The following is a 23,621-nucleotide window of genomic DNA, read 5'->3' as shown; positions in this document are numbered from 1 at the left end:
TCGCACCGTGCAATAATTTCAATGAACCGTATTACGGAGCTTCCCAAGGTTACGCGCCCTGGCGAGAAACGACGATTTCTCGAAAGTGTGAGACGGCAGATGTAAAGTCCGACATAGTGGGTCGCTGCAGCCGGCCCGCCAATTGTCTGCAACCGTCCTGTATCGGCTCGATACTCGGGCCAGCTCGACCAGCTTGCGCGCTGCGGCGGCGTGCCATTCGGGCGCATCGTGCACCTTGGGCGGCAGAGCAGCGATGTACTCGCCGGCGTCGCGCAAGGTCAGCAGCTTGCGGTCGGCGATCTCAATCGGACCTTCAAAACAGCGGCCCCAGCCTCGATCGGTCATTCAGCCTAGCCCCACGCCCGTTCGGAATTAAGGGCTTTTTTTCACGAGTCATGCTATTTTATTCCCAAAATCAATTGCCAGGGGAGGACCGCAATGCTCGCGGAAAAATTCTTTCTGGTTCTGGAGACGATTAAAAGTCACTCGTCCGATGAGGGTGTGAGGATTGTCAGTTCAACGCCGCAAGTCCCGGCGAAGCTGCCAACCAAGAAATGAAGCGCGGGGCAGCCTCAGTTGGCGGCCTCTGCATTCAAGACCCGGACATAGGTGCCGCTCTCGTGCAGCTCGAGCCAGCCGCGCTCGACCGCCATCTTGATGCCCGCACCGAACTCCGGGCCGGTGGCTTTCAGTGTGTAGAGGAACGGCGCGTTGATCTTCTCGATATGGATTCGGCCGTCTTGGACGGGCTCAATGCCAGCGGCGATCTCGATGAGTTGTCGTGCGGCGGCCTCGGGGGTGGCGAAGGGGCGTTCGGCGGTGAGTTTCATGAGCGGGCCGACACAAGTCTTAGAACGCCCGCAGCGGCAACGACAACTGCACGCCAAGCGCCCGCCCGGTGAAGCGCTCGATGAACTCCTGCACCGCCACGGACACCTCGCGCCCTTCGTCGGCCACGCGCTGCGACAGCTCCTCGGCAACCTCTCTCGATGCGTCGCGTGACCAGCCCTCGGCCGTATTGAACGCGACCACGCGCAGCGGCAGGTCGTATTGGCCGGTGAGGAGATCGCTCATCACGGTGCGGTAGTCGGTCCGGTCTTCGTCGCTTTCGCGCCAGGCCGGGCCGCTGCTGAAATCCTCCAGCACCAGATAGATATCACGATCGAGCCGATCGGAGGGGGTGATCGAAGGCGACTTACGCATACGCAACTCCCTGGACCAGAGTCCAAGGTAGGGCAGCACCTCGCGGATTGCGAGTCAGTTCAGTTTGGTCTCGGACTTGTCAGCTCGGCAATCGCGTGGAGCGTCTCGTCGAGCATCTCGCCCCGCACGACTAACCCACCGGTGCAAGGGCGCTCCCCTCTAACCGGCGCCCGATCAACTCCGCTTAGGAAGGCGTCGCTCAATATCCGCTCCGGGACAGGGGTGCGCTTTTCGGGATCTGCAAATGCCGTCAGAACTTCACGAACTATACGTTGGTATGTCGCCACAGTGCTTTCCATTTCTTGCCAAATTTTGCCGGTCAAAGATCCAAAAAAACAACGGAACATCACGGAGGCACATTGTGACGATCAAGAATATCGTCGTTCCTTTGAAAGTTGAGTATCTGCAGAAGGCCGCAAAGGAGCGCGGAATCTCGCGCTCTAAGCTTGTGCGATTTGTGATGGAGAAGGTCGTGAACGACGAACTCGTTCCGGCGATTCTCGGTGAGGACGACCTTTCGAACGCCGAGCCGTCCCCGCAAAGGTATCGACGTTTTCGAGATCGCGTAGACGGGACCTAATCTCGAGACGAGGCATCATCAGCGCTTCGATAGCTTGCGCTGGCTCCAATACGGCTTTTTCTGGCGGGGAGCGAACTCTTGGACCTGATCGCTGTTCAAGGCTCGCATGATGCCGATCCGGGCAAACATCGTCGGGCCGCCTTGCTCGGCCACCAGGATCAGCGCTTCCATCGCGGCTTGCCATTCCGGCCGATCGTGTACAGCCTTCAACGCCGCGATGTGTTCGCCAGCGTCGAGCAGCGTGACCAGCTTTCTCCCGTCTGGCAACGAGATCGGTTCATCGAAAGGTCGCCTCCAGCCCCGGTCCGTTCGTACGTTTCCACCGTTCAAGAGTGCAGCCGCTTCCGCTTTTTGCGCTTCGCCAGCGCGCTTTTGAGACGCTCTCGCAGAGAGAGGATCTCGGCATATTTGGCCGCGAGCTCTGCGTTCGTAATTTGTAACCTGGATTGCGTTCTTAAAAGACGTTTCCTCATGTGACAGCCTAACCGGCCGCACCGACGCGCACACTTCGATTTCGGAATTAAGCTTGACGGGGAAGGGTTAATGCTGGAGCTCGCGACAGTCCGCACATGATCAGTTCGCCGCCAGGTGCTTTGACCGAATCGGGCAACTGGCGTTGATGGGCGTGCTCGCCCTTCTTCCCACGATCAGGTGAGTGTAAATTCGACTACCGGCGTGGTGATGACGCGGTCTCCTAGCGAACGAGCCGCGGTTCACGCTGGCGAGCCTTCAATCAAAGCAGAGAGACGAGGGTCAGCAGGCCTATCGCAGCCAGTGACCATGCCAAACAATGAAGCATCCACTGCCGATCGCGCTTCATTGCGGTACCGCTCGGATCTCTGATCATCCAAGCAGGCGCGCCGGAAGCTTAGCGCAGTTGACCTAGATCAATAGAAGATTAGCACTAGGGCCGAGAACGCCGCTACTGATAGCGCGCCGGCAGCAATTACTATCGACTGAAATAACCGGTCATTCCCCATGGGCGTACCGTCACACTGATGGTGTCGGGGAGCTATGTCGTTTGTGCCAGAACACGGCAAATGTCTGCGGCTGAAAGCCGCGTCACCGTGGTACCGCGAGTGTACGGAGGCGAACAGATCGGTGACCCTGCGTTGGTCTATGATCATTCGCTTGGCCTGCAGCCAAGCACCTCCAGCGGCCCCGGCCTTCCACTCAACCCTATCCCACCGGCCGGGGCCGTCTTTGACTAAGGTAAAAGCCCCGTATGCGGCGCGTCTGCCTTCAAGAGTCGCACATAGGTGCCGCTCTCGTGCAGTTCGAGCCAGCCGCGCTCGACCGCCATCTTGATTCCGGTGCCCAACTCCTCACCGCTGGCCTTCAGCGTGTAGAGAAACGGCGCATTGATCTTCTCGATATGGACGCGGCCGTCTTGCACGGGCTCGATGCCGGCGGCGAGCTCGACGAGCTTGCGTGCTGCGGTTTCCGGATCGGCGAAGGGGCGTGGCCTCGACGTGCTTCATGCGGCGGCCTGATCTTCCTTCGATTCACCGTGCATAGCGACCTTCAGGCCATCATCTTGCAGTGAGCGCTGCAGCGCCTTGGTTTCGTCCCACGGTGCGCGCATGCAGACATCGCCGTTCAGCGCCGATTGGCATCCATGAAATCGTGGATCGAGTTCGGTACCTCGCCAAACTCAAGGTAGCGTTGGCGCAGCTCATCGGCGATATCCATAGTCGCGTCACGGGACCAACCTTCGGCGGTATTGAAGACCACGATGCGGACTGGATGACTATACTGGCCTTCCACTAAGTCGCGGATCAGCGTCTCGCGGTCAGCGTTGTCGGCGTCGGTCTCGCGCCAATAGCAGCCCATCCGACCGAAGTCCTCCAGCACGAGATAGGTGTTTTGGTCGGCCCCTTGAGGCACAATCGATGGCGAGGCACGCATAACGAAACTCCCGGATCAAAGCGTGCCACTAGCCTACATGCCAGTGATCTGCCGCGTCAGTCTACAATTTGTCTCGCCTCACTTCCCCAATAGCCCATCATGCCAGTCCGGCATCTTGTTCCAATGAAGCCGGCACCGCATGTCTGCGCTGCGCTTGCCGCAGGTTCTGTTATCTTGTCTTGTCCGCGCGCACGACGATCTTCAGCGCATCATCTGACAACGAACGCTGCGGCCGCCTTTGCGTTATCCATGGCGCGCGCATCCAGACATCGCGCTCCTCATCAGTCGTCAAGATCACCGCGATCGGCGCGACGAACCGCATTGGCTGCGCCATGCGGCGGTGATGTGTTCCAGATGCTGGAGACCGGCGGCCCACCCGAGCGCGGAGGTGGCGACATCAGCCCCATCTCGCGCTCGTCGCCGGCGTTGCCCACCACCGGAGCCGGATAGTCTGGAACGGCATCGAAGGCAGGTTGCCGACCGGCTGTCGGCGAACAAGCAGCGGAGCAGGCCGTGAACGTCCGATCCACGGCGGCCCTTACTGCTCGTGTAAATCGCGTGCTGCCGCCAAGCCGGAAAAAGGATTGATCCCGTCTTGCTCTTGACGTGATCAGCGTCGGCTTCCGTGCGGGGTGAGCGCTTGTGCTCGCGCCGCAAGTATCGCAGGTAGGCAACGCGGCTCTGGTCGAGTGGAAAGCCGTCACCTTGCCGCTGGATCACGCCTTCAGTTTCGAGCTTGCCGATGTACGTCCGACTGCAATCGAGGTGCAGCGCCAGTACCGACTCGCTGACGGTCTTAGCCTTAGTGGACCGCCGTCGAGAGAGAGCCCTGCCACCGGCGACCGAGCCAGCAATGGTGACGGCCTCTGCCATTAGCGTCATTCATGTTCGTGTCGGCAGGCTACTCTAATTGCGGCATCAACGTGAATGAGGTCGATGAAGCAGTCGTTCACGTAGATGAACGTGAGGTTTGTTTTGATCCAAGTCAAGGCCGCGAAGCTCGCGCACGCGAGGCTTCGGACAGTCGCGGTTAGCGCGATGTGCAGGTGTCCGCGGCTTTCTCTCTGAAACAAGGAGTACGCTGATGTTGCGTCGAATTCTAATCGCCTCGGCAGCCGCAGCCATGCTGCTGGTCACCCTCACTCCCGACGATGCATTCGCCCGCCGCGGCGGCGGCGGTGTGCGAGCGGGAGGATATCGCGGCGGCGCGGTGGCGGTCCGGGGATACCGGGGTGGCGCGGTCGCGGCTCGGGGCTATCGGGGCGGCGCAGTCGCGGCTCGCGGATACCGGGGCGGCGCTGTCGCTGTGCGTGGCGGGCGCTACGGCTATGCAGGGGCGTATCGCGGCTATCGCTACGGAGCCGGTGCGGCGGCAGTGGGCGCGGCTGCGGTCGGCGCGGCTGCGGCGGGCGCCTACTACCGCGGCGGCTGCGGCTACGACAGCTACGGCAACTATGTTTGCCCGGGCGGCGGATACTATCCGTACTGAGCGGCGCGACGCCATTGGTCTGTGGTGCGCGAAGCTGACCATATAGTCATCGGCCGTGCCTACCATGATCACTTTGCCAGTGGCAACGAAATGTTGCCAGCGCGCTGCCTAGTGCAGGTCTTTCTGTGACAACTGGAGACAAACAATGATCAGACCCATCGTCGTCGCGCTCGCGCTGTTCGTTGTGTCCTCAGCGCAGAGCATGCCCTACGTCCCATTACAGCAGCCAAACAATTCGGTCATTCCGGTTCGCCAAGGCTGTGGTCTGGGCCGTCAACTGGTCGATGGCATCTGCGTATCAAACTCCAAGGTGCGTGCCGCAGTCCGCAGGTGCAGCGCTCGAAAAATGCGGATGGTGAACGGTCGCTGTGAACCGCTCGCGCGACCTGCTACCGCGCCTGCCGCGCCGCGACCTGCTGCCGCGGCGCCACCTGCGACGCCGCAACCCTCTGCTACTCCCACTGCGCCTCGTTGACCGGGTGCGCAAGCGACAACGAAATCTGAGGCGGATCGCAGGAAATTAGCCCGCACGGCGTTCGCGCTCTGCGGGCGCGCCGGGCTTCTCGAAGTTGATTGCTTGCATGAATGACCACGCCCCTTTTTGGAGACGCCGAGAGCACGGTGCCCCTGCTGCAACTGCAACCTCGAATTTTCTCGCACCAGATTTTCTCAATAGCTGCGGTCGCGCGTATCCCGCTTTTCGCCTCGCCCCCATAGGACGGCCAGATCGGACAGCGGCTGCTGGATCACGCTGCGCTTCTTGCCCCGCTTGAGTGGTACGTCGAAGCGCGGGTGGTCGCCGTGGAGGTCGAACAGCTCGTCCCTGGGGGCGCCGAGTGGTTGACGGGACCGCAGCAAGGTGACGAGCTCGAACTTGGGTGCCAGGCAAGTCCGGCGGTCATAGGGGAGATCGTCACGGTCTAGGCCATGCCAGAACGTCCTAGTCTCATCCTCGGATAGGACGCGGGTGGGGATGCTCAGGGTCGAGCTTCGGCAGGTTGATACAGAGGCTGGCAGTCACGTAATCGCGCCCGGACTCGGCGGCCCAGTTGAACAGGCCAGAGGCAGCCTTGCGCATGTGGCGCGTTGCTGAGAAGGCCTCCGAACCTGCCCGCGACGATGTCATTCGAGAGCGTGGCGATGTCATGCTTGGCCCCAATGGCGAGCTTCTTGCCGAGGCGGCAACGGGAATCGCGACACAGATGTGAACATCCAGCCCGAACGCCACTGTTTCCATTTCGTTTTTTCGCCTATTGACTCCCCTGCGCAGGGAAGGCCGGGTGTTGTTTCCGGCTCGACCTGTATGCCGCTGTGCAGTTCTTTTGTTTGACCTGCGCGCAGCGGACCGCGGGTGCCAGCCGGCACCCGGTCTTCCCTGCGCCCTCTGTTCCGATGAAGGGTAAGGAGATCAGCAAAGCTCGGGCGAGCAAGCCGCGAGAATGCGAAAGTGTGTCCCCAATTTGAAATGCGAGTTGAGGCGCAACGTCATTGCCCAGCAGCGAGCGCGCTCTGTGACCATCACCCCAGCCGCAACTCCTTCCGCGCCTTGCGCGTCAGCTTCGCAACCACGAGCGCGTGCGCCTGGTCGAGATAGGCAGCGAGCTCGGGGTCGGGCAGGGCATCGTTGTCGACGAGTTGCACCCATTTGGCGCGGGCGAGATAGGGCGCGGGGCGTGCAATACCCTGCTCGATCAGCATCGCGTAAGCCATGTTCGACGTCTTGAACATGAAGCCGCCTGACTGCTGGACGAAGCCGCGGGCGAGCGCGAACATCTTGCCGCCGACCTTGAAAACCGAAGTGCCCTCCCATTGCACAACCTTGGTTGCGGCGGGCAGTCGCAGGCAGTGGGCTTCGAAGCGTTTGGGAGTCATATCAGGGGCAAAAGCGAAAGGAGTCCGGCAAGATCATTGGCGGAGTGCGCGAAGCCCGACAAGCCGAAACTTCCCTGTAGCTTCACAGTTTTGCCCGAGGCACGCTTTACTAGCAGTTCTTCGAATCCTTAGCCCTTGCGGAGTTCCCATGCACACGCTGTCAGCCGACCGGCCGGCGACCCGGCTCGCGACGCGGCTGTCCTTCCTCGTTGCGGGCTTCGGCATCGCCTGCTGGGCGCCGCTGGTGCCGTTTGCCAAGGAACGGCTGGCGGTCGACGACGGCATCCTCGGCCTGCTCCTGCTCTGCCTCGGCATCGGCTCGGTTGCCGCGATGCTGCTGACAGGTGCCTTGAGTGCGCGCTACGGCAGTAAGCCGATCATTCTCGTCGGCGGCTTTGGCCTCGCAGTGATTCTGCCGTGGCTCGTCGTCGCGAGTACGCCGGCCACGCTGGGCCTGGTCCTGTTCGGCTTCGGCGCCGCACTCGGCTCGATTGACGTCGCAATGAATATTCACGCGGTTGAGGTGGAGCGTGCCGCAACGCGTCCGCTGATGTCGGGCTTCCACGCGTTGTTCAGCATTGGTGGATTTGCCGGATCGAGCCTTATGACGTTGCTGCTGTCGATCCATCTCGGCCCGCTCGCGAGCACGCTGATCGCCTCGGCCCTGATGCTGGCCGCGATGATCGTGGCCTGGCCGCTCTTGCTGCGGCGCGCACAGGCGCAGCATGGACCGCTGTTCGTCCTGCCGCACGGCATCGTGCTGGTGCTTGCGGCGCTGGCCGCGATCACCTTTCTCGTTGAAGGTGCCATGCTCGATTGGGGCGCGCTGCTCATCGTGGGCGCCGGCCTCGTGCCGGACACGCAAGGCGGCCTTGGCTACATGCTGTTCTCGATCGCGATGACCGCAGGCCGGCTCGGTGGCGATGCCGTGGTGGCGCGGGTCGGCGATCGCGCCACGTTGATCGTCGGTAGCCTGTTGGCGATTGCCGGCTTCGTCGTGCTGCTCGTCGCTCCGCTCGCCATCGTCGCCATGGCCGGGTTCGTGCTCATCGGCCTCGGCGCCTCGAACCTGGTCCCGGTGCTGTTTCGCCGTGCGGGCTCGCAACAGGCCATGCCCACGGGACTTGCCGTCGCTGCAATCACCACCGCGGGCTATGCCGGTGTTCTGGTCGGCCCTGCGGGCGTCGGATTCGTGGCACGGATCGCGAGCCTGCCGATGGCGTTCGCCATGCTCGGCGCGCTCTTGTGCCTCGTCACGTTATCGGCGGGGATCGTGACGTCGGGCGATCGTCCTCGCGGACGCGGTGCGTGAGGCGGCGCGCCGCATTGTGAGTGGAGTTGTCATGACGGACGGCTACCATGCCGTTCAAGTTTGCCGGCGGAACGCCGGAGACATTGTTGAGGGGAGGCGACATGAGCGGCCAGGCACGGATGGTGAAGGGATCGGATCTGTTTGTTGCTGCCCTCGAGAATGAGGGCGTCGACCGCATCTTCGGCGTTCCCGGCGAGGAAAATCTCGATCTGGTCGAGTCCTTGCGCAACTCCAAAATCGAACTGATCCTGACCCGCCACGAGCAGGCCGCAGCCTTCATGGCCGCGACCCATGGCCGGCTGACCGGCAAGCCCGGCGTCTGTCTCTCCACCCTCGGCCCGGGTGCGCTCAACCTGTCGACGGGAGCGGCCTATGCGCATCTCGGCGCGATGCCGATGATCATGATCACGGGCCAGAAGGCGATCATGAGCAGCCGGCAGGCGCGCTTCCAGATCGTCGATGTCGTTGCGAGCATGAAGCCACTGACAAAACTGGCGCGGCAGATTGTCAGCGCGTCGAGCATTCCGACCGTGGTCCGCGATGCCTTCCGCGTTGCGATGGAGGAGCGGCCGGGACCGGTGCATCTCGAACTGCCCGAGGACGTCGCGGGCGAGGAGGTGGCGTCCGTGCCGGTGGTCCCCGTGCACCCGATCGAGATTCCCGTCGCCCATCGTGCCGCGCTCGATCGCGCCGCCGAGATGATTTTGGCGGCGAAACGCCCGCTGGTCATGATGGGCGCGGCGACCAGTCGGCCGCGGTCGACCCACGGCATCGCGAATTTCGTGCGGCGGACGCAGATCCCGTTCTTCACCACGCAGATGGGCAAGGGCACCGTTCCCGGCGGCACCAATCTCTATATGGGCACCACGGCGTTATCCGAACGTGACTATGTCCACGAGGCCATCGACGCCGCCGACCTGATCATCGCAATCGGCCACGACGCGATCGAGAAGCCGCCCTTCATCATGGGGCCGTCGGGTCCGAAGGTGATCCACGTCAGCTATACGCCGGCAAGCGTCGAGCAGGTCTATTTTCCCGATGCGGAGGTCGTCGGCGACGTCGGGCCGAGCCTCGAATTGCTGGCCGACCGCCTCGAAGGCCGACTGCCGGATGCCGGCGCGCTGTTGCCGTTGCGCGAGCAGATTCTCAGCCATATCGCCGATCGCGCGACTGAATCGCGCTGGCCGCCGACGCCGCAACGAATTGTGCACGACATACGTCAGGTGATGCCGGAAAACGGCATCGTCGCGCTCGACAACGGCATGTACAAGATCTGGTTTGCACGCAACTACCGCACCAGGGTCGCCAATACGCTGCTGCTCGACAATGCGCTGGCGACGATGGGCGCGGGCCTGCCATCGGCGATGATGGCCGCGATGTTGTATCCCGAACGCCGCGTGCTGGCGGTCGCCGGCGATGGCGGCTTCATGATGAACAGCCAGGAGATGGAGACCGCCGTCCGGCTCAAGCTCAACCTCGTCGTGCTGATCCTTCAGGACAATGCCTACGGCATGATCCGGTGGAAGCAGGCAGTCGATCACTTTGCCGATTTCGGCCTGACGTTCGGCAATCCCGACTTCGTCCTGTACGCGAAATCCTACGGCGCCAAGGGCCACCGCATCGAGACGATTGACAGTTTCATGCCGACGCTCGACGCTGCCTTCAGCGACGGTGGCGTTCACCTGATCTCGATCCCGATCGACTATTCGGAGAACGTGCGGGTGTTGGTCGATGAACTCAGGACCCGCGACGAGCACGGCGGGAAGCCGTAGTTTTCGCTAGATCCCCGCGGGTGGGACGGGAAATCATGCCAGCCATTCCCTTGATATATATCGTGTCACGATATATTGGCGTGGCGTCATAATCCTCCCAAGAGTAGTCATGCGCCAGACCCCCGACATAGCCCGCGGGCTTCCGCGTCATCGCGGCAAGCCCGGAGATTTCACGGCGGACGCCCGCGTCCTGGTGCTGATCGGCATGGCCCTGGCTGTCGGTAGCCTCGGGGCGGGGGCCGCATGGGTGCTCTTGAAGCTGATTGCCTTGGTGACGAACCTCATCTGGTTCGGCCATTTCAGCACCGAGAGCGTCTCGCTGGCGAACGCCCGGCCGGGGCTGTGGATGGTGTTGGCGCCCGCGCTCGGTGGCCTCGCTATCGGACTGATGGCGCGTTTCGGCTCCGAGAAGATCCGCGGCCATGGCATCCCCGAGGCGATCGAAGCGATCCTGATCGGCGGCAGCCGGATGCAGCCGAAAGTGGCGATCCTCAAGCCGCTGTCGTCAGCCATTTCGATAGGCAGCGGCGGGCCGTTCGGCGCCGAAGGGCCGATCATCATGACCGGCGGCGCGATCGGCTCGATCTTCGCCCAGTGCTTCCACCTCACGGCCGCCGAGCGCAAGACGTTGCTGGTCGCCGGTGCCGCCGCAGGCATGACAGCGATCTTCGGCACGCCGATTGCGGCGGTGCTGCTTGCAGTCGAGCTCCTGTTGTTCGAATGGAAGCCGCGCAGCTTTCTGCCCGTGGTCACGGGCGCGGTCGTTTCGGCAGCGTGGCGTCCCCTGCTGTTCGGGACGGGTCCGTTGTTTCCGTTCGCGGAGCGGCCCGATCTGCCGTGGTGGGGGCTGGCGGTCGCGATCGGTGTCGGCATCGTTGCAGGCCTCCAGTCCGGACTGATGACGCGGCTGCTCTACGCGGCTGAGGATCTGTTCGACCATGTGCCGTTGCACTGGATGTGGTGGCCGATGCTGGGCGGTCTCGTGGTCGGGCTCGGCGGTCTCATCGATCCGCGTGCGCTCGGTGTCGGCTACGATGTCATCGCCGATCTCCTCTCGGGCCACATGATGCGCAATGAGGCGATCAGGATATTGCTCGTGAAGTCTGTGATCTGGGTCGTTGCGCTGGCTTCGGGGACGTCGGGTGGCGTGCTGGCGCCGTTGCTTATTCTCGGCGGAGCCGCCGGGTGGCTAGAGGGGCAGATGCTGCCTGGTGGCGGGTCGTTCTGGGCGCTGGTCGGTATGGCTGCGATGATGGGCGGCACGATGCGCTCGCCGCTGACAGGCGTGATGTTTGCTGTCGAACTGACCGGCAATCACGACATGCTGCTGCCGCTGCTGGCCGCGACCGGGGCGGCGCACGCCGTCACGGTGCTGCTGCTCAAGCGTTCGATCCTCACCGAGAAGATCGCGCGACGCGGCCAGCACATCACGCGCGAATACACCGTCGATCCGTTCGAACTGTTGCGCGTTGCGGATGTCATGGTGAAGAGCGTCGACACCCTGCCGGTCGACATGCCCGTCGACGCAGCGGTCAAGCTCTTCACGTCGGAGGAGCGGCGGCACAAGTCTTATCCGGTCGTGACCGCGAATGGCCGTCTCGCCGGAATGGTGACGCGCGCCGACGTGTTGCGCTGGCGCACCGAGGGCGATCACCAGAGCGCGACTCTCGACGACGTCGTGTCCGATACATCAGCCGCTGTCGCCTATCCCGATGAAGTGCTGGGGCGGGTCGCCGATCTCATGGTTGCCTCCGATCTCGGCCGCATTCCGGTCGTCGATCGCGAGGCGCATCGGGTGGTCGGCCTTGTCGCGCGCAAGGACCTGTTGCGGATTCGCGCCGTCGTCAATGCGCAGGAGGAGGACCGCAACGCCTATTTCCCGCGCGAAAAGGCGCTTGTGCCGACCAGCTAGATCGCCGAAGCTTGCGCGTCGGAACTACCAACAACAGGACTGGAAATGACCCGCGTACGCTGTATCACAGAGATGGGCATGGGGGTCGACGTCCATGGCAAGGATGCGACCAAGGCGGCCAGGCGCGCGGTGTCGGATGCGATCAGGCATTCCAGCCTCGGATTCTTTCGTATGCTCGGCAAGACCGCCAACGACATGTTCGTCGACGTCACCATCGGGGTGCCGAATCCTGAAGCGGTCGACAAGGTCGCGGTGGCCAAGGAGCTGCCTTACGGCACGGTGACTGTGAAAGCAGTCAAGGGCGGTCTCGAAATTCCGGCCGAGCAGGGCAGCGACGCCATCATCATCGCCAATGCGGCGGTGATCGTAAGCCTCGACAAGGAATAGAGCCCGTGTCCGATTCCGATTTGGCGCTGCTGGACCGACCAATCTGGAACGCGCTGACGACACGACAGTGGCATCTGGCGCAAGGCGGTGCGCGGGCGCTGCGCTTTCCCTCGGCGATCGGACCCTTCGCCGACGTGGTCGATCTGTCGCCAGCAAGCTACGCGGAACTCGCCGAGTTGATGTCGCCGTCCGAATTTGTCGTGCTGTTCACGCATGACGCAGTGGTCGCGCCGGCCGGATTCAAGACGCTGCTCGCCGAGACCGGCGAGCAGATGATCGGCACGCCCGTCGAAAGCCCGCTCCATGATGCCGAGATCGTCACGCTCGGGGTCGATGACGTTCCGGCGATGGTGGCATTGACCGCGTTGACCAGGCCCGGTCCGTTCAGCAAACGGACGCACGAGCTCGGAACCTTTCTCGGCATCCGTGTCGGTGGTGACCTGGTCGCGATGGCCGGTGAACGGATGAAGCCCGGCAATTTCACGGAGATGACGGCAATCTGTGTGCATCCCGATCACCGCGGCCGCGGCTATGCGCAGACGCTGCTTGGAGCGATTGCGCGCCATATCGTGGCGCGAGGCGAAATTCCCTTCCTGCACGTGTTTTCCAACAATGCATCTGCGATCGCGCTCTATCAGCGGCATGGGATGCGAATCCACCGTCGCCTGCATGTGACCGTGTTGCAGAAAGAGGGATGAGGCTCGGTAGGCCTGGGACCGAGCCTTCCCTGCCTCGCGCTCAGGTCTTGTAGTCGACGAGCAGTGAGCTCGACGCGGAGGAGGACGACACGTTGCCGCTGGAGCTGTAGGAGGTCGACTGGCTGGTCGCATTCTGAAGCAGTGCGATCAGCTCTTTCATCAGGTCAGCGCTGCTGGTGGACGAGGAGCTGGAGTCGGTGCTGCTCGTGCTCGATGAGTCACTGCTCGCATCCGGCGGGGGAGGAGGAGCGCCGGCACCATTGGAGAACGTATTGGCGAACACGTTTTTCAGCTCATCCGCCTGATCGCTGGTGAGCTTGCCGCTCGACACCTCGTTCTGGATGAGATTGTCAATTTTCGACTGCATCTCGTCGGGCGAAGGCGGCGTCGAGGAGCTCGAACTGGAGCCGTCGCTCTTGAGTGCGGAATCGATGTCATCGAGCGCGGACGAGAGTGCAGACTCGTCGCTCGAGCTGATCGTGCCCGCGGAGACTTCCTTGGTGAGCTCGCTCTTGAGCAGATCAAGCGGCGAATAGGAGCTGGTAGATGTAGCAGCGATCGAGGTCATTGCCGGTCACCGTTGATTGGATTGAGATACGCCTAACATGGGTGTGAGGCTAAAGGTCGCGCCCTTAACGCGCTCTTGCCGGGCGCTTGCCTGGAAGGTTGCAGAGCTTTTCGCTCTGTTGCTCGCATCCAAATGAACACGCGGCGAAACAAAAATGTCGGCGCTGGCATGCACCGGCGCCAGCTTGAAGGAAGGGCTTTCCTGCCGGGGATTCGGCGTTGTATCGATGTCAACCAGCTCACGGAGACAGCAGCAGATGGACGCCAGGACACCCAAATTTTCCGCCGCACGGACGGCAATGCAGCGCTACGTCGATCAGGAGATCGTCGCCGGTGTGTCCTGGGCGGTGCTGCGCGGGCGGGATGTCGTCGACCAGCAATGCGTAGGGCTGGCTGATCGCGAGGCGAACGTGGCGCTTCGGCCCGATCACATCTTCCGCGCGTTTTCCAACACCAAGATCGTCGTCACTTGCGCGATCATGCTGCTGGTCGAGGAGGGCCGCATCGGCCTTGACGACGCGATCGAGAAATTCCTGCCGCAACTCGGCAATCGCAAGGTGCTGAAGCAGAGGGCGACGAGCCTCGCCGACGTCGAACCGGCGCGCAGCCCGATCACGATCCGCCAGTTGCTGACGCATACATCGGGCCTGAGCTACGGGTTATTTGATCCCGGCACGGTGCTGTTCAAGGGTTACAACGAGGCGCGCGTCCTCAATCCGCTGACGTCGCTCGGCGACATGATCGATGGGCTCGCCAGGCTTCCGCTGTCCTATCATCCCGGCACTGGCTGGGAATATTCGGTTGCGACCGACGTGCTCGGCCGTGTCGTGGAGGTCGTCTCCGGCAAGGCGCTCGATGCCTTCTTCAAGGCGCGCATCTTCGATCCACTCGGCATGGTCGATACCGTTTTTTCCGTGCCGAAAGCCGAGCAGGGCAGGCTGGTCGCCTATTATCGCGGCGCCGATGTGCTCGATCCGATGAAACCGGGCCTCTGGCGGATCGACGATCAGCCCTATCCGCAAGCCTATCGCCGGCCGTTCCCGCGGCTGTCGGGCGGCGGCGGGCTGGTCTCTACCCTGCCGGATATGCTCGCGCTGGTGCGGGCGCTGTTGCCGGGATCGGGCGAACTCTTGAAGCCCGAGACGCTGCGGCAGATGATGACGAACCAGCTTGGCAATGGCCAGACCATCCGTTTTGCGAACCTCGGGACCATTCCCGGCAAGGGATTTGGGCTCGGCGGCGCCGTCACCTTCGCACCGTCGCCCTTTGATCCCCCGAATTCGACTGGCGAATTCCAGTGGGGCGGCGTCGCCGGCACACATTGGTGGATATGCCCAGCGGCCAATACGGCCGGCGTGCTGATGGCGCAGCGCGCGATGGGCTTCTGGAATCCGTTCTTCTTTGAGTTCAAGCGCCTCGCTTATGAGGCGCTTGGGGCAGGCTAACGCCCCCGCGAAGATCGCTGGAAGCGAACGGCGCAAACGAAGTGGGAGGCATCGCCTCCCACTTTACTATTTGCCTCTGCCGATGCGCTTCCATATCGCTCTCACGCCACGCATCGCCATCGTCGAACAGCTCCTGCTCGGCGCGCTCGGCATTGGCCCGGCCGACCCCGAAGGAGATCGTCTTCGCGACGTCGCGGATGATCGTGGGTACGATCGCCGAGATGTTCTCGAAACACGTGTCGAGACGCGCAGCCATGTTGCCGCAGCCGATGTCGAAGCCGACGCCGGAGATGCTGATCTGCTTCTCATACGCGATGACCCCGCCGACCGGCTGGGCGTAGCCGAGATGGCCGTCGGCGCAGATCACGCCGGATACGACGTTGCCGACCGCCATGCAGTTGCGCATCTGCGCCACGGTCGCCTCATCATGCTCGCCGAAGATCTTCAGCGGTGCATTCTTGAAGCGATCATCTTGCGGGCGGAGGTTCGCGATCTCGCTCGCGGCCGCGCTGGTCTCGCGTGCCAGCTGCTCCTTCCGCGCGGCATCTCGACAGAGACACCAGGCCGGCTGGCCGCGTCCTTCGCCAACGCGCGAATCCGGATCGACGCCGGCGGCGAGGCACAGTTCGCGGGCACGTTCCTGGTAGGGGTCGGGTCGTCGCATGGTCTTGCTCCTACTTCATTCCGCGCGCGCCGTCTGGCTCGCTCGGGTCCTTGCCGGCTGGCTCGAGTTGCCCAGAGCCGCCGGAACTCAAAAATAATTAAACCGATCGGTTGACAATCGATCCCGACCGATTATGTTAAACCATATGGTTGAGCAATTCTCGCATCTAGACGCCGTTTTTCATGCCCTCGCGGATCCAACGCGGCGGGCAATGCTTGGTCATCTGGCGGAACGGGAGCTCACGATCGGGGAGCTTGCGACACCGTTCAGCATGAGTTTCGCGGGTGCCTCGAAGCACGTTCGGGTGCTCGAGAATGCAGGCCTCGTCACACGCACGATCCGCGGCCGTACCCATCTGTGTCGGCTGCAAGCTGCACGGCTCGCCGAAGCCGATGCCTGGTTGCGACGTTACGAACGCTTCTGGAATGACAGGCTCGACTCGCTGGAGGCGTTGCTGCGCGCCGAAGACGAGGCGAAGGCAAAAAAGAAGTGAGGAGCAGAACGATGGATGCAAAGACCAAGCCCGATGCCTATGGCGAACTGATCGAACCGACGACGCTGAAGCTTCAGCGCCTGCTGCCCGGCCCGATCGAGCGCGTTTGGGCGTATCTCACCGACAGCGACCTTCGCAGCAAATGGCTGGCGGCGGGCGTGATGGAGACCAGGGTCGGAGCGCCCTTCGAGCTCGTCTGGCGCAACGATGAGCTCAACGATCCCCCGAGCAGGCGCCCGGCCGGCTTTCCCGAAGAGCATCGGATGCAGAGTCGGATTACCGAGTGCGATCCGCCGCGAAAGCTTTCGATTGCCTGGAGCAACAGCGGCGACGTGACCTTCGAGCTGGAGCCGAAGGGAAAGGGCGTGGTGCTCACCGTGATCCATCGTCGTCTGCCCGACCGCCCGACCATGCTCAAGGTCGGCGCCGGTTGGCACATGCATCTCGACATTCTGGTCGCGCGGATCTCCGGCGAGGAGCCGGCGCCGTTCTGGGATGGCTGGGCCCGGCTTCAGCAGGACTACGACCGGCGGCTGCCGGCCTGACGGAACGCACCAAACAACAAACAGGAGGTCAGCTATGCAGACTCATGTCGTTTCGGCGCAGGAGTGGGAAGCTGCGCGTCAGCAGTTGCTCGTCAAGGAGAAGGCTGCAACCCGAGCCCGTGACGCACTGGCCGCTGAGCGGCGGCGGATGCCGTGGCTCGCGGTGGAGAAGAGTTACGCGTTCGAGGGACCCACGGGTAAAGCGAGCTTGCTCGACTTGTTCGAGGGCCGACATCAGCTCATCGTCTACCGCGCATTCTTCGAGCCGGGCGTGTTTGGCTGGCCGGACCACGCCTGCCGTGGCTGCTCCATGGTGGCCGACCAGGTCGCCCATCTCGCTCATCTGAACGCGCGCGATACCACGCTCGTCTTTGTCTCGCGTGCGCCGCAGGCGGACATCGCACGCCTCAAGGCGCGGATGGGATGGGAGATGCCCTGGTACACGATCACGGACAGCTTCGACGCTGACTTCGGCGTCGGCGAATGGCACGGCACCAACGTGTTTTTCCGCGACGGCAGCAAAATCTTCCGCACCTATTTCATCAACAACCGCGGCGATGAGCAGATGGGAGGTACCTGGAACTACCTCGACATCACGCCGCTCGGCCGGCAAGAGGTGTGGGAAGACTCGCCCGAGGGCTATCCCCAGACGCCGACCTACAAGTGGTGGAACTGGCATGACAACTACGAGGCAGGTGCGGCGCCCGACAAGAGATGGGTCGAGGTGTCGGATGCCGGAGAGGCGGCGTTCCGCAAACAGAGCGCAAAGTCGTGAGCAAGACCGCGGCGATCGGCGCGGCCAATTGGCTACGCCTCGCGGCCGCGCCGACCTTCGCGATCATGGCGCTGCTGACGGCCGTTCTTGGCGGCGGATCGCCGGATGCGTTGTGTTCGACAGCGGGGGCGTCGCCGTTCGGTGGAATGGTCCCGATGTACCTGCTGATGAGTGCCGTCCATCTGGCGCCCTGGCTGAAGTTGGTCGGTAGCCGCGCCAGGCTGTCTCGCGTGGGTGAAGGCCAAGCGTAAGAGCGCAAGATCGTCAAACCAAGTGACCCGGGCGCGGGATGCCGCGCCCGGGTCGTTCGTGGGACGCATCAGTGCAGCGTCGTCTCCGACGCCGCGATCCACGCGACCACGGCCTCCGAGAAGCCGTTGACGCGGGTCCAGCCGCCGTGGCCGACGCCGTGTTGATACGAGGCGATGTTGACCAGCGTTCCGCTCGCCGCAGGATCCGGCACGCGGTCGTGGCTCTGCTCGTCGGTGAAGACGATCAGGCGGTCGCCCTTGCGGTCGATCTCGGACACCGCCTTGCCGAGATAGGTCCCGCTATGAGCCTGCGAGTTGATGATCGCATCCCTCAGCGCAAAGCCGCGGCGGGGAGGGACCTTCACCACCTCACTGCTGAAGGTGAAGATCTCGACCTCACCGCAGACCGCGGGCGAGGATCGCAAGGCTGCACGCGGCCTCCGCGCGCGTCATTCCCGACTGCGCCGAAGCATTCGCATCGGCCTAGATGGGTACCCTGGGGAACGGGCGATATCGGCTTTAAGTGACAGCAACACAGCGCTCTCCTTGCGGAGAGAAACTGCGCCGGGCCGCGTGCAAGCCTTTCCGAGGCCGCATCCCGGTGCGTGCGTCAAAGGCGGGATTCGAACCCGCTTCACCGTGGAGGAAGTATCCGACATCTTCACCACCAGCGTCGGTTGAGCCGCGAAGATCGCGGCAAACCGATTCACGAAAATTCTATCGCGGCGCTGTCAACGCGCCGCTGTTTGCGAATCATTCGGGTTCGCTCTGCCATCGGTGTCCGGCTCATCGCCTCGTTCCCTCCGGCAGGCCCCGCGCGCTTGGGCACGCGCCTCTCGAGCGCGAGCCCCGGGATCCGGGTCTCCCGTTCCGGCATTTGCCGGGAAGTTCGAACGGGCCGCGCGGCTGGCAACAAAAAACCCTCCGGAGCGGCTGGCTCGGGAGGGTCGTGAGAAGCGGACTGTCGATCTCGCTTTCAAGCGAGATCGCTCCCATGAGCCGGGCATGCGCTATCGATCGGTCCGAGACCGTTCGACAGTCGCGCAAATCTTTCGTAGCGGTGGTTCATCACTCGGTTCATGGTCGTTTCGCGAACGGAAGTGTTCGCGAGGGCGCGGGACATACGCTCGCAACTTGCGGATGTTCAAGCGTGCTCGAAGACATGAAGCAGGCGGAAGAGGGGATGCCAAACTATCTCGGCCTGGACGGCTTTCGGTTGGGGTGGGTCGCGGCCTGGATTGATGGGCGTGGCGATCATGGGTTCGACTATGCGCCGGGCCTCACGCGCTTGCTCGCCATCCCACACCAGCGCGCGATGATCGACATGCCCATCGGATTGAAGGAGACAGGCTATCGGGTCTGCGATCTTCGTGCCCGCGAGCTGATCGGCGCTGCCGTCTTTCTTGGCGCGCGTCGCGATCTCTGGACGTTTCCGGACATGGCAGCCGCGAACCGGCATTATTGGCAGCGGGGCGACAAGGGCGTGTCGTGCCAGCTCTGGAACATCAGGGACAAGATCAGAGAGCTCGATGATGTCATGACACCGGAGCGTCAGACGACGATCTGCGAAGCGCATCCGGAGTTGATCTTCTGGACTCTCGCGGGCGAGTGCAGGCTGGAACGAAAGACATCGGCGACCGGGCGCGAACGGCGCATTCAACTGCTGGAGAAGCAGGGCTTTGCCAAGCTCCGGAAATGGCTGATGCAGCGTCACGGCACCGGCATCGGGCGTGACGATCTGATCGATGCATGTGCCTGCGCGATCGCTGCGCGTGACAGCACCAGACGCCTCGATGGCGAAGATCCTGATCCGCGCGGGTTGCGGATGGAGATCAACTATTGAGAGCAATCAGCTCCCCGATCGCTTCGACCTTCGGTGCGGCCGAGACACGCACGGCGCTGCTTGAGATGCTGCCGAAGTTGACCTTCCTGGTGCTCCAGCCTCAAAGCTCTGGCTTCATACTCCTCGGCCATCGCCCGCAGCCGTCGCACGGCTTCGTTATGGGCAAGGTCGTCCGCGACCCGGCGACAGCGCTCGGCGTGATCGAGCAAGGCGTGCTTCTCGATGTTCATCTCCCGATAACGCCGGCATGGCTCAATGGTCCCTCGCTCTGGGGTCGGAACAGAGTGCCCGCCTGGTATTCGGAATGGGAAAGAGTGGCAATCTTTTCGCGGGAGCAGGGAACATGCAGAACGAGCCAGCGTTTAGACATCAAGTTTTGCTGAGGGACAAATGCAATGAACGATGTCAGCCAATTGGCGACCGCGATGCTTGCGATCGCCTTTACGGCGATGTTGCTGGTGACGGGGCAATGGTTCATGGAGTATCGGCTGCAACATGAGACGATGACTCCGATCGCAGCGATGATGAGGCTGCCACCATAGATGCGTCGGGCCGCCCCGCGCCGGACCTCGTGACCAGAACGTGCAGGCACAACCAGTGATCTTGCGTCGTTCCACGCCTCGCCTACATTAGATGCGCTCCAACACACGCATCCAAGGTCCTGATGTCCGATCTCTCAACCTTCCCCATCACCAAACGCTGGCCCGCGAAGAATCCCGAACTCCTTCAACTCTACTCCCTGCCGACGCCGAACGGCGTCAAGGTCTCGATCATGCTCGAGGAGATCGGGCTGCCTTACGAGGTGCATCTCGTCGACTTCGGCAAGGACGACCAGAAGACGGCGGAATTCCTCTCGCTCAATCCGAACGGCAAGATTCCGGCGATCCTCGATCCCAACGGTCCCGGCGGCAGGCCGTTGCCGCTGTTCGAATCCGGTGCGATCCTGCAATACCTCGCCGAGAAGACCGGCAAGCTTCTGCCGCAGGACGCGGCGCGCCGCTACCAGACCATCCAGTGGGTGCATTTCCAGATGGGCGGCATCGGGCCGATGTTCGGCCAGGTCGGCTTCTTCCACAAATTCGCCGGCAAGGATTTTGAGGACAAGCGGCCGCTCGAGCGCTACGTGGGCGAGTCCAAGCGCCTGCTCGGTGTCATGGAGATGCATCTTGCGGGCCGGCAGTGGTTCATGGACGACGACTACACCATCGCCGACATTTCCATGCTCGGCTGGGTTCGCAATCTCATCGGATTCTATGGCGCTGGCGATCTCGTCGAATTCAGCCAGTTCAAGTCGGTCGCGGCCTGGCTCGAACGCGGCCTTGTGCGTCCGGCCGTACAGCGCGGGTTGAACATTCCGAAGCGGCCCTGAATCAGCTCAACGCCTTCCAGGTCATGTAGAGTGCCATCAGCGAGACGAGCCCGATCATGATCCGGCGCAGCACCGATTTGCTCACGCCATTGGCCATGCGTGCGCCGAGATCGGTGCCGATCCAAAGGCCGGCGAGAATACCGATGATGGCCGGCCAACCGACCACGAGCCCCTTGCTCCAGTAGATCCAGGCCGCCGGAATGTTGGTCGGGATGACCGAGAAGATGAGGCTGACGAGTTGGGCCTGATGCTGCGGCACGCGCAGGCCCGCGGCGAGGCCGACAGTGATCGCAAGTCCGCCGCCGATGCCCATGAAGCCGGAGGAGAAGCCGGCCAGCGTGCCGATGAGGAACAGTGGGAGCCCGGGCAATTTGTCGGGATCACCAACCTCGCTACTGGCGTCCTTGCGGTCACGCCGCAGAACGAGCGCTGCGATGAGCGCAACGAGGTAGACGACGTAGGTCCATTGCAAGACCGAGTCGGACACCGCGGCCGCGGTGTAACCGCCGCTCGCACCGCCGACGAGAAATCCTGTGCCGATCCAGGCGATCCATTGCAACGGGCTGCGATTACCGCTCTGCCAGTAGCGGCGCACCCCGGCGAGGCCCGTCGGAGGCACCTGGGCGATTAGCGAAGTACCCTGGGCGATGTGCTGCTCCGCGCCAAGCAGCAGCACGCAGAAGATCACGAGACCGCCACCAGGGCTCGTGCCCATGAAGCCCGACGTCACCCCTCCGACGAGGCCTACGCCGACACCTGCGAGCAGGTCATGGATCCAGGACATCATTCAAGCCCTGGTCGTTCGTTCGACGTCGGGTTTGGTGGTGCGGAAGCCGTCGATCACGCCGGTGACGGCCGCCATGCAGGCATTGATGTCGAGCTCCTCGCCCCAGCATTTCTGCAGTACGAAGCCCTGGAAGATCGCGATCAGCACGCGTGCGATCGCATCCGCGCCGAGATCGCGCTTGATGAGGCCATCGTGCTGGGCCCGCTCGACCAACGCGATGATCAGCGCGCGTGGCATGTCGATGCCTTCGACGACGCTGGCGCGGACGCGGCGGTTGCGCAGGGCCTCGGCCCAGCCGTGGATTCCGACGCGCCGGCGCGCCTCGCCGGCGGGATCGGTGAGCCATTGCGCGTAGACGCGGACCAGCGCCTGCAAATGCTCCAGCGGATCGGCCGACCCATGCGCGACCGAGTTGAGCACGGCCTCGCGGCGATGCCGGTCGTCGGCCAGCGCCTCGATGAGATCGTCCTTGCTCTGGAAGTAGAGGTAGACGGCCCCGTGGCTCAGCCCGGACCGTTTGACGATGTCGGCCATGCCGGTCTGGTGGAAGCCGTTTTCGGAAAAGCAGGCGAGGGCGGCCTCGAGAATCTGCTGGCGGCGGTTCTCACGCTGTCTTTCGCTGATCTTCGGCATGACGGCTCGCTCGCTAAATAACTGACCAGATGATCGTTTTGATTGAGCTTTATCCTTCTTCGTTCGAGGAGAACGAAATTATAAAAACCGATCAGTCAGTCATTTTATCACTGACGATCGACCTCGTCAAGCCGGCCATCGCTGGCATGCCAGAAATCGAACGACGTTACGTTGGCTGGTGGACTGAGGTGGCTAGAACAGCCGGCCGCCGTTCGGCACGGGTTTGCTCGGCTGCATCAGCACGACCTTGCCCTCGGCGTCGGGGAAGCCGAGCGTCAACACCTCGGAGACAACCGGCCCGATCTGGCGCGGAGGAAAATTGACGACGGCTGCGACTTGCTGTCCCACCAGCGTTTCCAACGGATGGTTTTCGGTGATCTGCGCCGAGCTCTTGCGCACGCCGATCACGGGGCCGAAATCGATCCACAACCGCCATGCAGGCCTGCGCGCTTCGGGGAACGGTTTTGCGTCGACGATGGTGCCGACGCGGATGTCGACCTTCAGAAACGTGTCGAAGTCGATGGTCGGCGCCGCGGCGGCAGTGGAATCGTGATTGACGTGCATGGTGAAATCCGTGTGGCGAGCTGGGTGGCGAATATTGTGGGGCGCGCCGTAGTTTCGTACAACGCCGATCATCGTCACGCGACCCATGCATGAGGAGCGGCCTTGCCCACCACCATTTATGGCATCAAAAACTGCGACACCATGAAGAAGGCGCGCGCTTGGCTGGATTCCAACGGAGTGGCCTATGATTTCCACGACTACAAGGCCGCTGGCGTCGAGAAAGAGAAGCTCAAGGCGTGGAGCGAAAAGGTCGGCTGGGAGACGTTGCTCAACCGTGCTGGCACCACCTTCAAGAAGCTTGCCGAGGCCGACAGGGAGGGCCTCAACGAAAAGAAGGCGCTCGCATTGATGCTGGCGCAACCCTCGATGATCAAGCGGCCCGTCCTCGAGACGGGCGGCAAGCTCCTGGTCGGATTCAAGCCGGACATCTATGCCAAGGAAGTCGGCGCCAAGAAACGCTAAAGGCGAGCTTCGCTGATCGTCTTCGTTGACGCGATGACGTGGGTGATTCTGTCATCGGTTGGTTCAGGAGATCACGTTGCCTGATCGATT

32 protein-coding genes are annotated in these 23,621 nt (G+C 62.7%); 17 read left to right on the top strand and 15 right to left on the bottom strand.

Going from position 1 to position 23,621, the window contains the following annotated elements:
- Positions 1-18: 18 nt before the first annotated feature.
- The 3 genes from SO140_RS08435 to SO140_RS08425 all read right to left on the bottom strand — a co-directional run bounded on the left by SO140_RS08435 (position 19) and on the right by SO140_RS08425 (position 1,203).
- Positions 19-345 (bottom strand): hypothetical protein, encoded by a 327-nt coding sequence (locus tag SO140_RS08435; RefSeq protein ID WP_449383172.1) that lies wholly within the window; start codon positions 343-345, stop codon positions 19-21.
- 227 nt (positions 346-572) lie between these two features.
- Positions 573-830, bottom strand: a complete 258-nt coding sequence (locus SO140_RS08430; protein WP_449383171.1) for a hypothetical protein — start codon at positions 828-830, stop codon at positions 573-575.
- Between the two features lie 19 nt (positions 831-849).
- Positions 850-1,203: a hypothetical protein gene (locus SO140_RS08425; RefSeq protein ID WP_449383170.1), complete on the bottom strand. Its 354-nt coding sequence runs from the start codon at positions 1,201-1,203 to the stop codon at positions 850-852.
- A gap of 361 nt (positions 1,204-1,564) precedes the next feature.
- On the opposite strand from SO140_RS08425, the gene SO140_RS08420 reads away from it, so the two are divergent.
- Complete coding sequence (locus SO140_RS08420; protein WP_449383169.1) at positions 1,565-1,783, top strand: hypothetical protein; 219 nt, start codon at positions 1,565-1,567, stop codon at positions 1,781-1,783.
- Between the two features lie 18 nt (positions 1,784-1,801).
- Here SO140_RS08420 and SO140_RS08415 read toward each other — a convergent pair whose 3' ends face one another.
- The 4 genes from SO140_RS08415 to SO140_RS08400 form a co-directional block, all read right to left on the bottom strand.
- Positions 1,802-2,113: a hypothetical protein gene (locus tag SO140_RS08415; protein ID WP_474805157.1), complete on the bottom strand. Its 312-nt coding sequence runs from the start codon at positions 2,111-2,113 to the stop codon at positions 1,802-1,804.
- 877 nt (positions 2,114-2,990) lie between these two features.
- Complete coding sequence (locus SO140_RS08410) at positions 2,991-3,179, bottom strand: hypothetical protein (RefSeq protein ID WP_498542416.1); 189 nt, start codon at positions 3,177-3,179, stop codon at positions 2,991-2,993.
- Between the two features lie 203 nt (positions 3,180-3,382).
- Positions 3,383-3,691 carry a hypothetical protein gene (locus SO140_RS08405; protein WP_449378626.1) on the bottom strand — a complete coding sequence of 103 codons (309 nt, stop codon included), beginning with the start codon at positions 3,689-3,691 and terminating at the stop codon, positions 3,383-3,385.
- A gap of 281 nt (positions 3,692-3,972) precedes the next feature.
- Complete coding sequence (locus tag SO140_RS08400) at positions 3,973-4,221, bottom strand: hypothetical protein (protein ID WP_474799515.1); 249 nt, start codon at positions 4,219-4,221, stop codon at positions 3,973-3,975.
- Between the two features lie 554 nt (positions 4,222-4,775).
- Here SO140_RS08400 and SO140_RS08395 point away from each other — a divergent pair.
- The gene (locus SO140_RS08395) at positions 4,776-5,180 is read left to right on the top strand and encodes a hypothetical protein (RefSeq protein WP_449378624.1); all 405 of its coding nucleotides are present in this window, start codon (positions 4,776-4,778) and stop codon (positions 5,178-5,180) included.
- Positions 5,181-5,849: 669 nt separating this feature from the next.
- Here the strand turns inward: SO140_RS08395 and SO140_RS08390 are convergent.
- Both SO140_RS08390 and SO140_RS08385 read right to left on the bottom strand, forming a co-directional pair.
- Positions 5,850-6,038 carry a hypothetical protein gene (locus tag SO140_RS08390; RefSeq protein WP_474799517.1) on the bottom strand — a complete coding sequence of 63 codons (189 nt, stop codon included), beginning with the start codon at positions 6,036-6,038 and terminating at the stop codon, positions 5,850-5,852.
- A gap of 660 nt (positions 6,039-6,698) precedes the next feature.
- The gene (locus SO140_RS08385; RefSeq protein WP_449378623.1) at positions 6,699-7,052 is read right to left on the bottom strand and encodes an MmcQ/YjbR family DNA-binding protein; all 354 of its coding nucleotides are present in this window, start codon (positions 7,050-7,052) and stop codon (positions 6,699-6,701) included.
- 148 nt (positions 7,053-7,200) lie between these two features.
- Between SO140_RS08385 and SO140_RS08380 the strand changes: the two genes are divergently transcribed.
- From SO140_RS08380 to SO140_RS08360, 5 genes are all read left to right on the top strand, one after another.
- A complete protein-coding gene (locus SO140_RS08380; RefSeq protein ID WP_449378622.1) occupies positions 7,201-8,364 on the top strand; it encodes an MFS transporter in 1,164 nt (387 codons plus the stop codon).
- A 119-nt stretch (positions 8,365-8,483) separates the two neighbouring features.
- Entirely contained in the window at positions 8,484-10,136 is a 1,653-nt protein-coding gene (locus tag SO140_RS08375) for an acetolactate synthase large subunit (RefSeq protein WP_449378635.1), read from the top strand.
- 109 nt (positions 10,137-10,245) lie between these two features.
- Positions 10,246-12,048, top strand: coding sequence for a chloride channel protein (locus SO140_RS08370; protein ID WP_449378621.1), 1,803 nt, complete (start codon positions 10,246-10,248; stop codon positions 12,046-12,048).
- A 45-nt stretch (positions 12,049-12,093) separates the two neighbouring features.
- A complete protein-coding gene (locus tag SO140_RS08365) occupies positions 12,094-12,435 on the top strand; it encodes a Lin0512 family protein (RefSeq protein ID WP_449378620.1) in 342 nt (113 codons plus the stop codon).
- 5 nt (positions 12,436-12,440) lie between these two features.
- The gene (locus tag SO140_RS08360; protein ID WP_449378619.1) at positions 12,441-13,133 is read left to right on the top strand and encodes a GNAT family N-acetyltransferase; all 693 of its coding nucleotides are present in this window, start codon (positions 12,441-12,443) and stop codon (positions 13,131-13,133) included.
- 40 nt (positions 13,134-13,173) lie between these two features.
- On the opposite strand, the gene SO140_RS08355 is transcribed toward SO140_RS08360, so the two are convergent.
- Positions 13,174-13,701, bottom strand: a complete 528-nt coding sequence (locus SO140_RS08355) for a hypothetical protein (protein WP_474799521.1) — start codon at positions 13,699-13,701, stop codon at positions 13,174-13,176.
- 256 nt (positions 13,702-13,957) lie between these two features.
- Here SO140_RS08355 and SO140_RS08350 point away from each other — a divergent pair, with 256 nt between their 5' ends.
- Positions 13,958-15,145 (top strand): serine hydrolase domain-containing protein, encoded by a 1,188-nt coding sequence (locus tag SO140_RS08350; RefSeq protein WP_449378617.1) that lies wholly within the window; start codon positions 13,958-13,960, stop codon positions 15,143-15,145.
- Here the strand turns inward: SO140_RS08350 and SO140_RS08345 are convergent.
- Positions 15,108-15,809, bottom strand: coding sequence for an RtcB family protein (locus SO140_RS08345; RefSeq protein WP_449378616.1), 702 nt, complete (start codon positions 15,807-15,809; stop codon positions 15,108-15,110). The genes SO140_RS08350 and SO140_RS08345 overlap by 38 nt on opposite strands.
- Positions 15,810-15,954: 145 nt before the next feature.
- Between SO140_RS08345 and SO140_RS08340 the strand changes: the two genes are divergently transcribed.
- Genes SO140_RS08340 through SO140_RS08325 form a run of 4 tightly spaced genes read left to right on the top strand, consistent with a single transcriptional unit; the run spans position 15,955 to position 17,873 of the window.
- The gene (locus tag SO140_RS08340) at positions 15,955-16,302 is read left to right on the top strand and encodes an ArsR/SmtB family transcription factor (protein ID WP_449378615.1); all 348 of its coding nucleotides are present in this window, start codon (positions 15,955-15,957) and stop codon (positions 16,300-16,302) included.
- A gap of 11 nt (positions 16,303-16,313) precedes the next feature.
- Complete coding sequence (locus SO140_RS08335; RefSeq protein ID WP_449378614.1) at positions 16,314-16,847, top strand: SRPBCC family protein; 534 nt, start codon at positions 16,314-16,316, stop codon at positions 16,845-16,847.
- A 34-nt stretch (positions 16,848-16,881) separates the two neighbouring features.
- Positions 16,882-17,622: a DUF899 domain-containing protein gene (locus SO140_RS08330; RefSeq protein ID WP_449378613.1), complete on the top strand. Its 741-nt coding sequence runs from the start codon at positions 16,882-16,884 to the stop codon at positions 17,620-17,622.
- On the top strand, positions 17,619-17,873 hold the full coding sequence (locus SO140_RS08325; RefSeq protein ID WP_449378612.1) for a hypothetical protein: 255 nt from the start codon (positions 17,619-17,621) through the stop codon (positions 17,871-17,873). The genes SO140_RS08330 and SO140_RS08325 overlap by 4 nt, the downstream gene beginning before the upstream one ends.
- A gap of 68 nt (positions 17,874-17,941) precedes the next feature.
- Here SO140_RS08325 and SO140_RS08320 read toward each other — a convergent pair whose 3' ends face one another.
- Complete coding sequence (locus SO140_RS08320; protein ID WP_449378611.1) at positions 17,942-18,298, bottom strand: hypothetical protein; 357 nt, start codon at positions 18,296-18,298, stop codon at positions 17,942-17,944.
- Between the two features lie 758 nt (positions 18,299-19,056).
- Here SO140_RS08320 and SO140_RS08315 point away from each other — a divergent pair.
- From SO140_RS08315 to SO140_RS08300, 4 genes are all read left to right on the top strand, one after another.
- Positions 19,057-19,716, top strand: a complete 660-nt coding sequence (locus tag SO140_RS08315) for a DUF429 domain-containing protein (RefSeq protein ID WP_449378634.1) — start codon at positions 19,057-19,059, stop codon at positions 19,714-19,716.
- A 65-nt stretch (positions 19,717-19,781) separates the two neighbouring features.
- Complete coding sequence (locus SO140_RS08310; RefSeq protein WP_474799525.1) at positions 19,782-20,099, top strand: hypothetical protein; 318 nt, start codon at positions 19,782-19,784, stop codon at positions 20,097-20,099.
- Between the two features lie 12 nt (positions 20,100-20,111).
- Positions 20,112-20,258: a hypothetical protein gene (locus SO140_RS08305; RefSeq protein WP_449378609.1), complete on the top strand. Its 147-nt coding sequence runs from the start codon at positions 20,112-20,114 to the stop codon at positions 20,256-20,258.
- A gap of 122 nt (positions 20,259-20,380) precedes the next feature.
- Complete coding sequence (locus tag SO140_RS08300; RefSeq protein ID WP_449378608.1) at positions 20,381-21,085, top strand: glutathione S-transferase family protein; 705 nt, start codon at positions 20,381-20,383, stop codon at positions 21,083-21,085.
- A gap of 1 nt (position 21,086) precedes the next feature.
- On the opposite strand, the gene SO140_RS08295 is transcribed toward SO140_RS08300, so the two are convergent.
- The 3 genes from SO140_RS08295 to SO140_RS08285 form a co-directional block, all read right to left on the bottom strand.
- Entirely contained in the window at positions 21,087-21,869 is a 783-nt protein-coding gene (locus SO140_RS08295; protein ID WP_449378633.1) for a sulfite exporter TauE/SafE family protein, read from the bottom strand.
- Positions 21,870-21,872: 3 nt separating this feature from the next.
- On the bottom strand, positions 21,873-22,505 hold the full coding sequence (locus SO140_RS08290; protein ID WP_449378607.1) for a TetR/AcrR family transcriptional regulator: 633 nt from the start codon (positions 22,503-22,505) through the stop codon (positions 21,873-21,875).
- A gap of 192 nt (positions 22,506-22,697) precedes the next feature.
- Positions 22,698-23,069, bottom strand: a complete 372-nt coding sequence (locus tag SO140_RS08285) for a tRNA-binding protein (RefSeq protein ID WP_449378606.1) — start codon at positions 23,067-23,069, stop codon at positions 22,698-22,700.
- A 102-nt stretch (positions 23,070-23,171) separates the two neighbouring features.
- Here SO140_RS08285 and SO140_RS08280 point away from each other — a divergent pair, with 102 nt between their 5' ends.
- Positions 23,172-23,531, top strand: coding sequence for an ArsC family reductase (locus tag SO140_RS08280; protein WP_449378605.1), 360 nt, complete (start codon positions 23,172-23,174; stop codon positions 23,529-23,531).
- Positions 23,532-23,621 lie beyond the last annotated feature (90 nt).

The sequence above is a fragment of the Bradyrhizobium sp. UFLA05-108 genome (assembly GCF_059803455.1).
The sequence above is the reverse complement of the archived record's forward strand: the minus strand, read 5'-3'. Positions and strand labels throughout refer to the sequence as shown.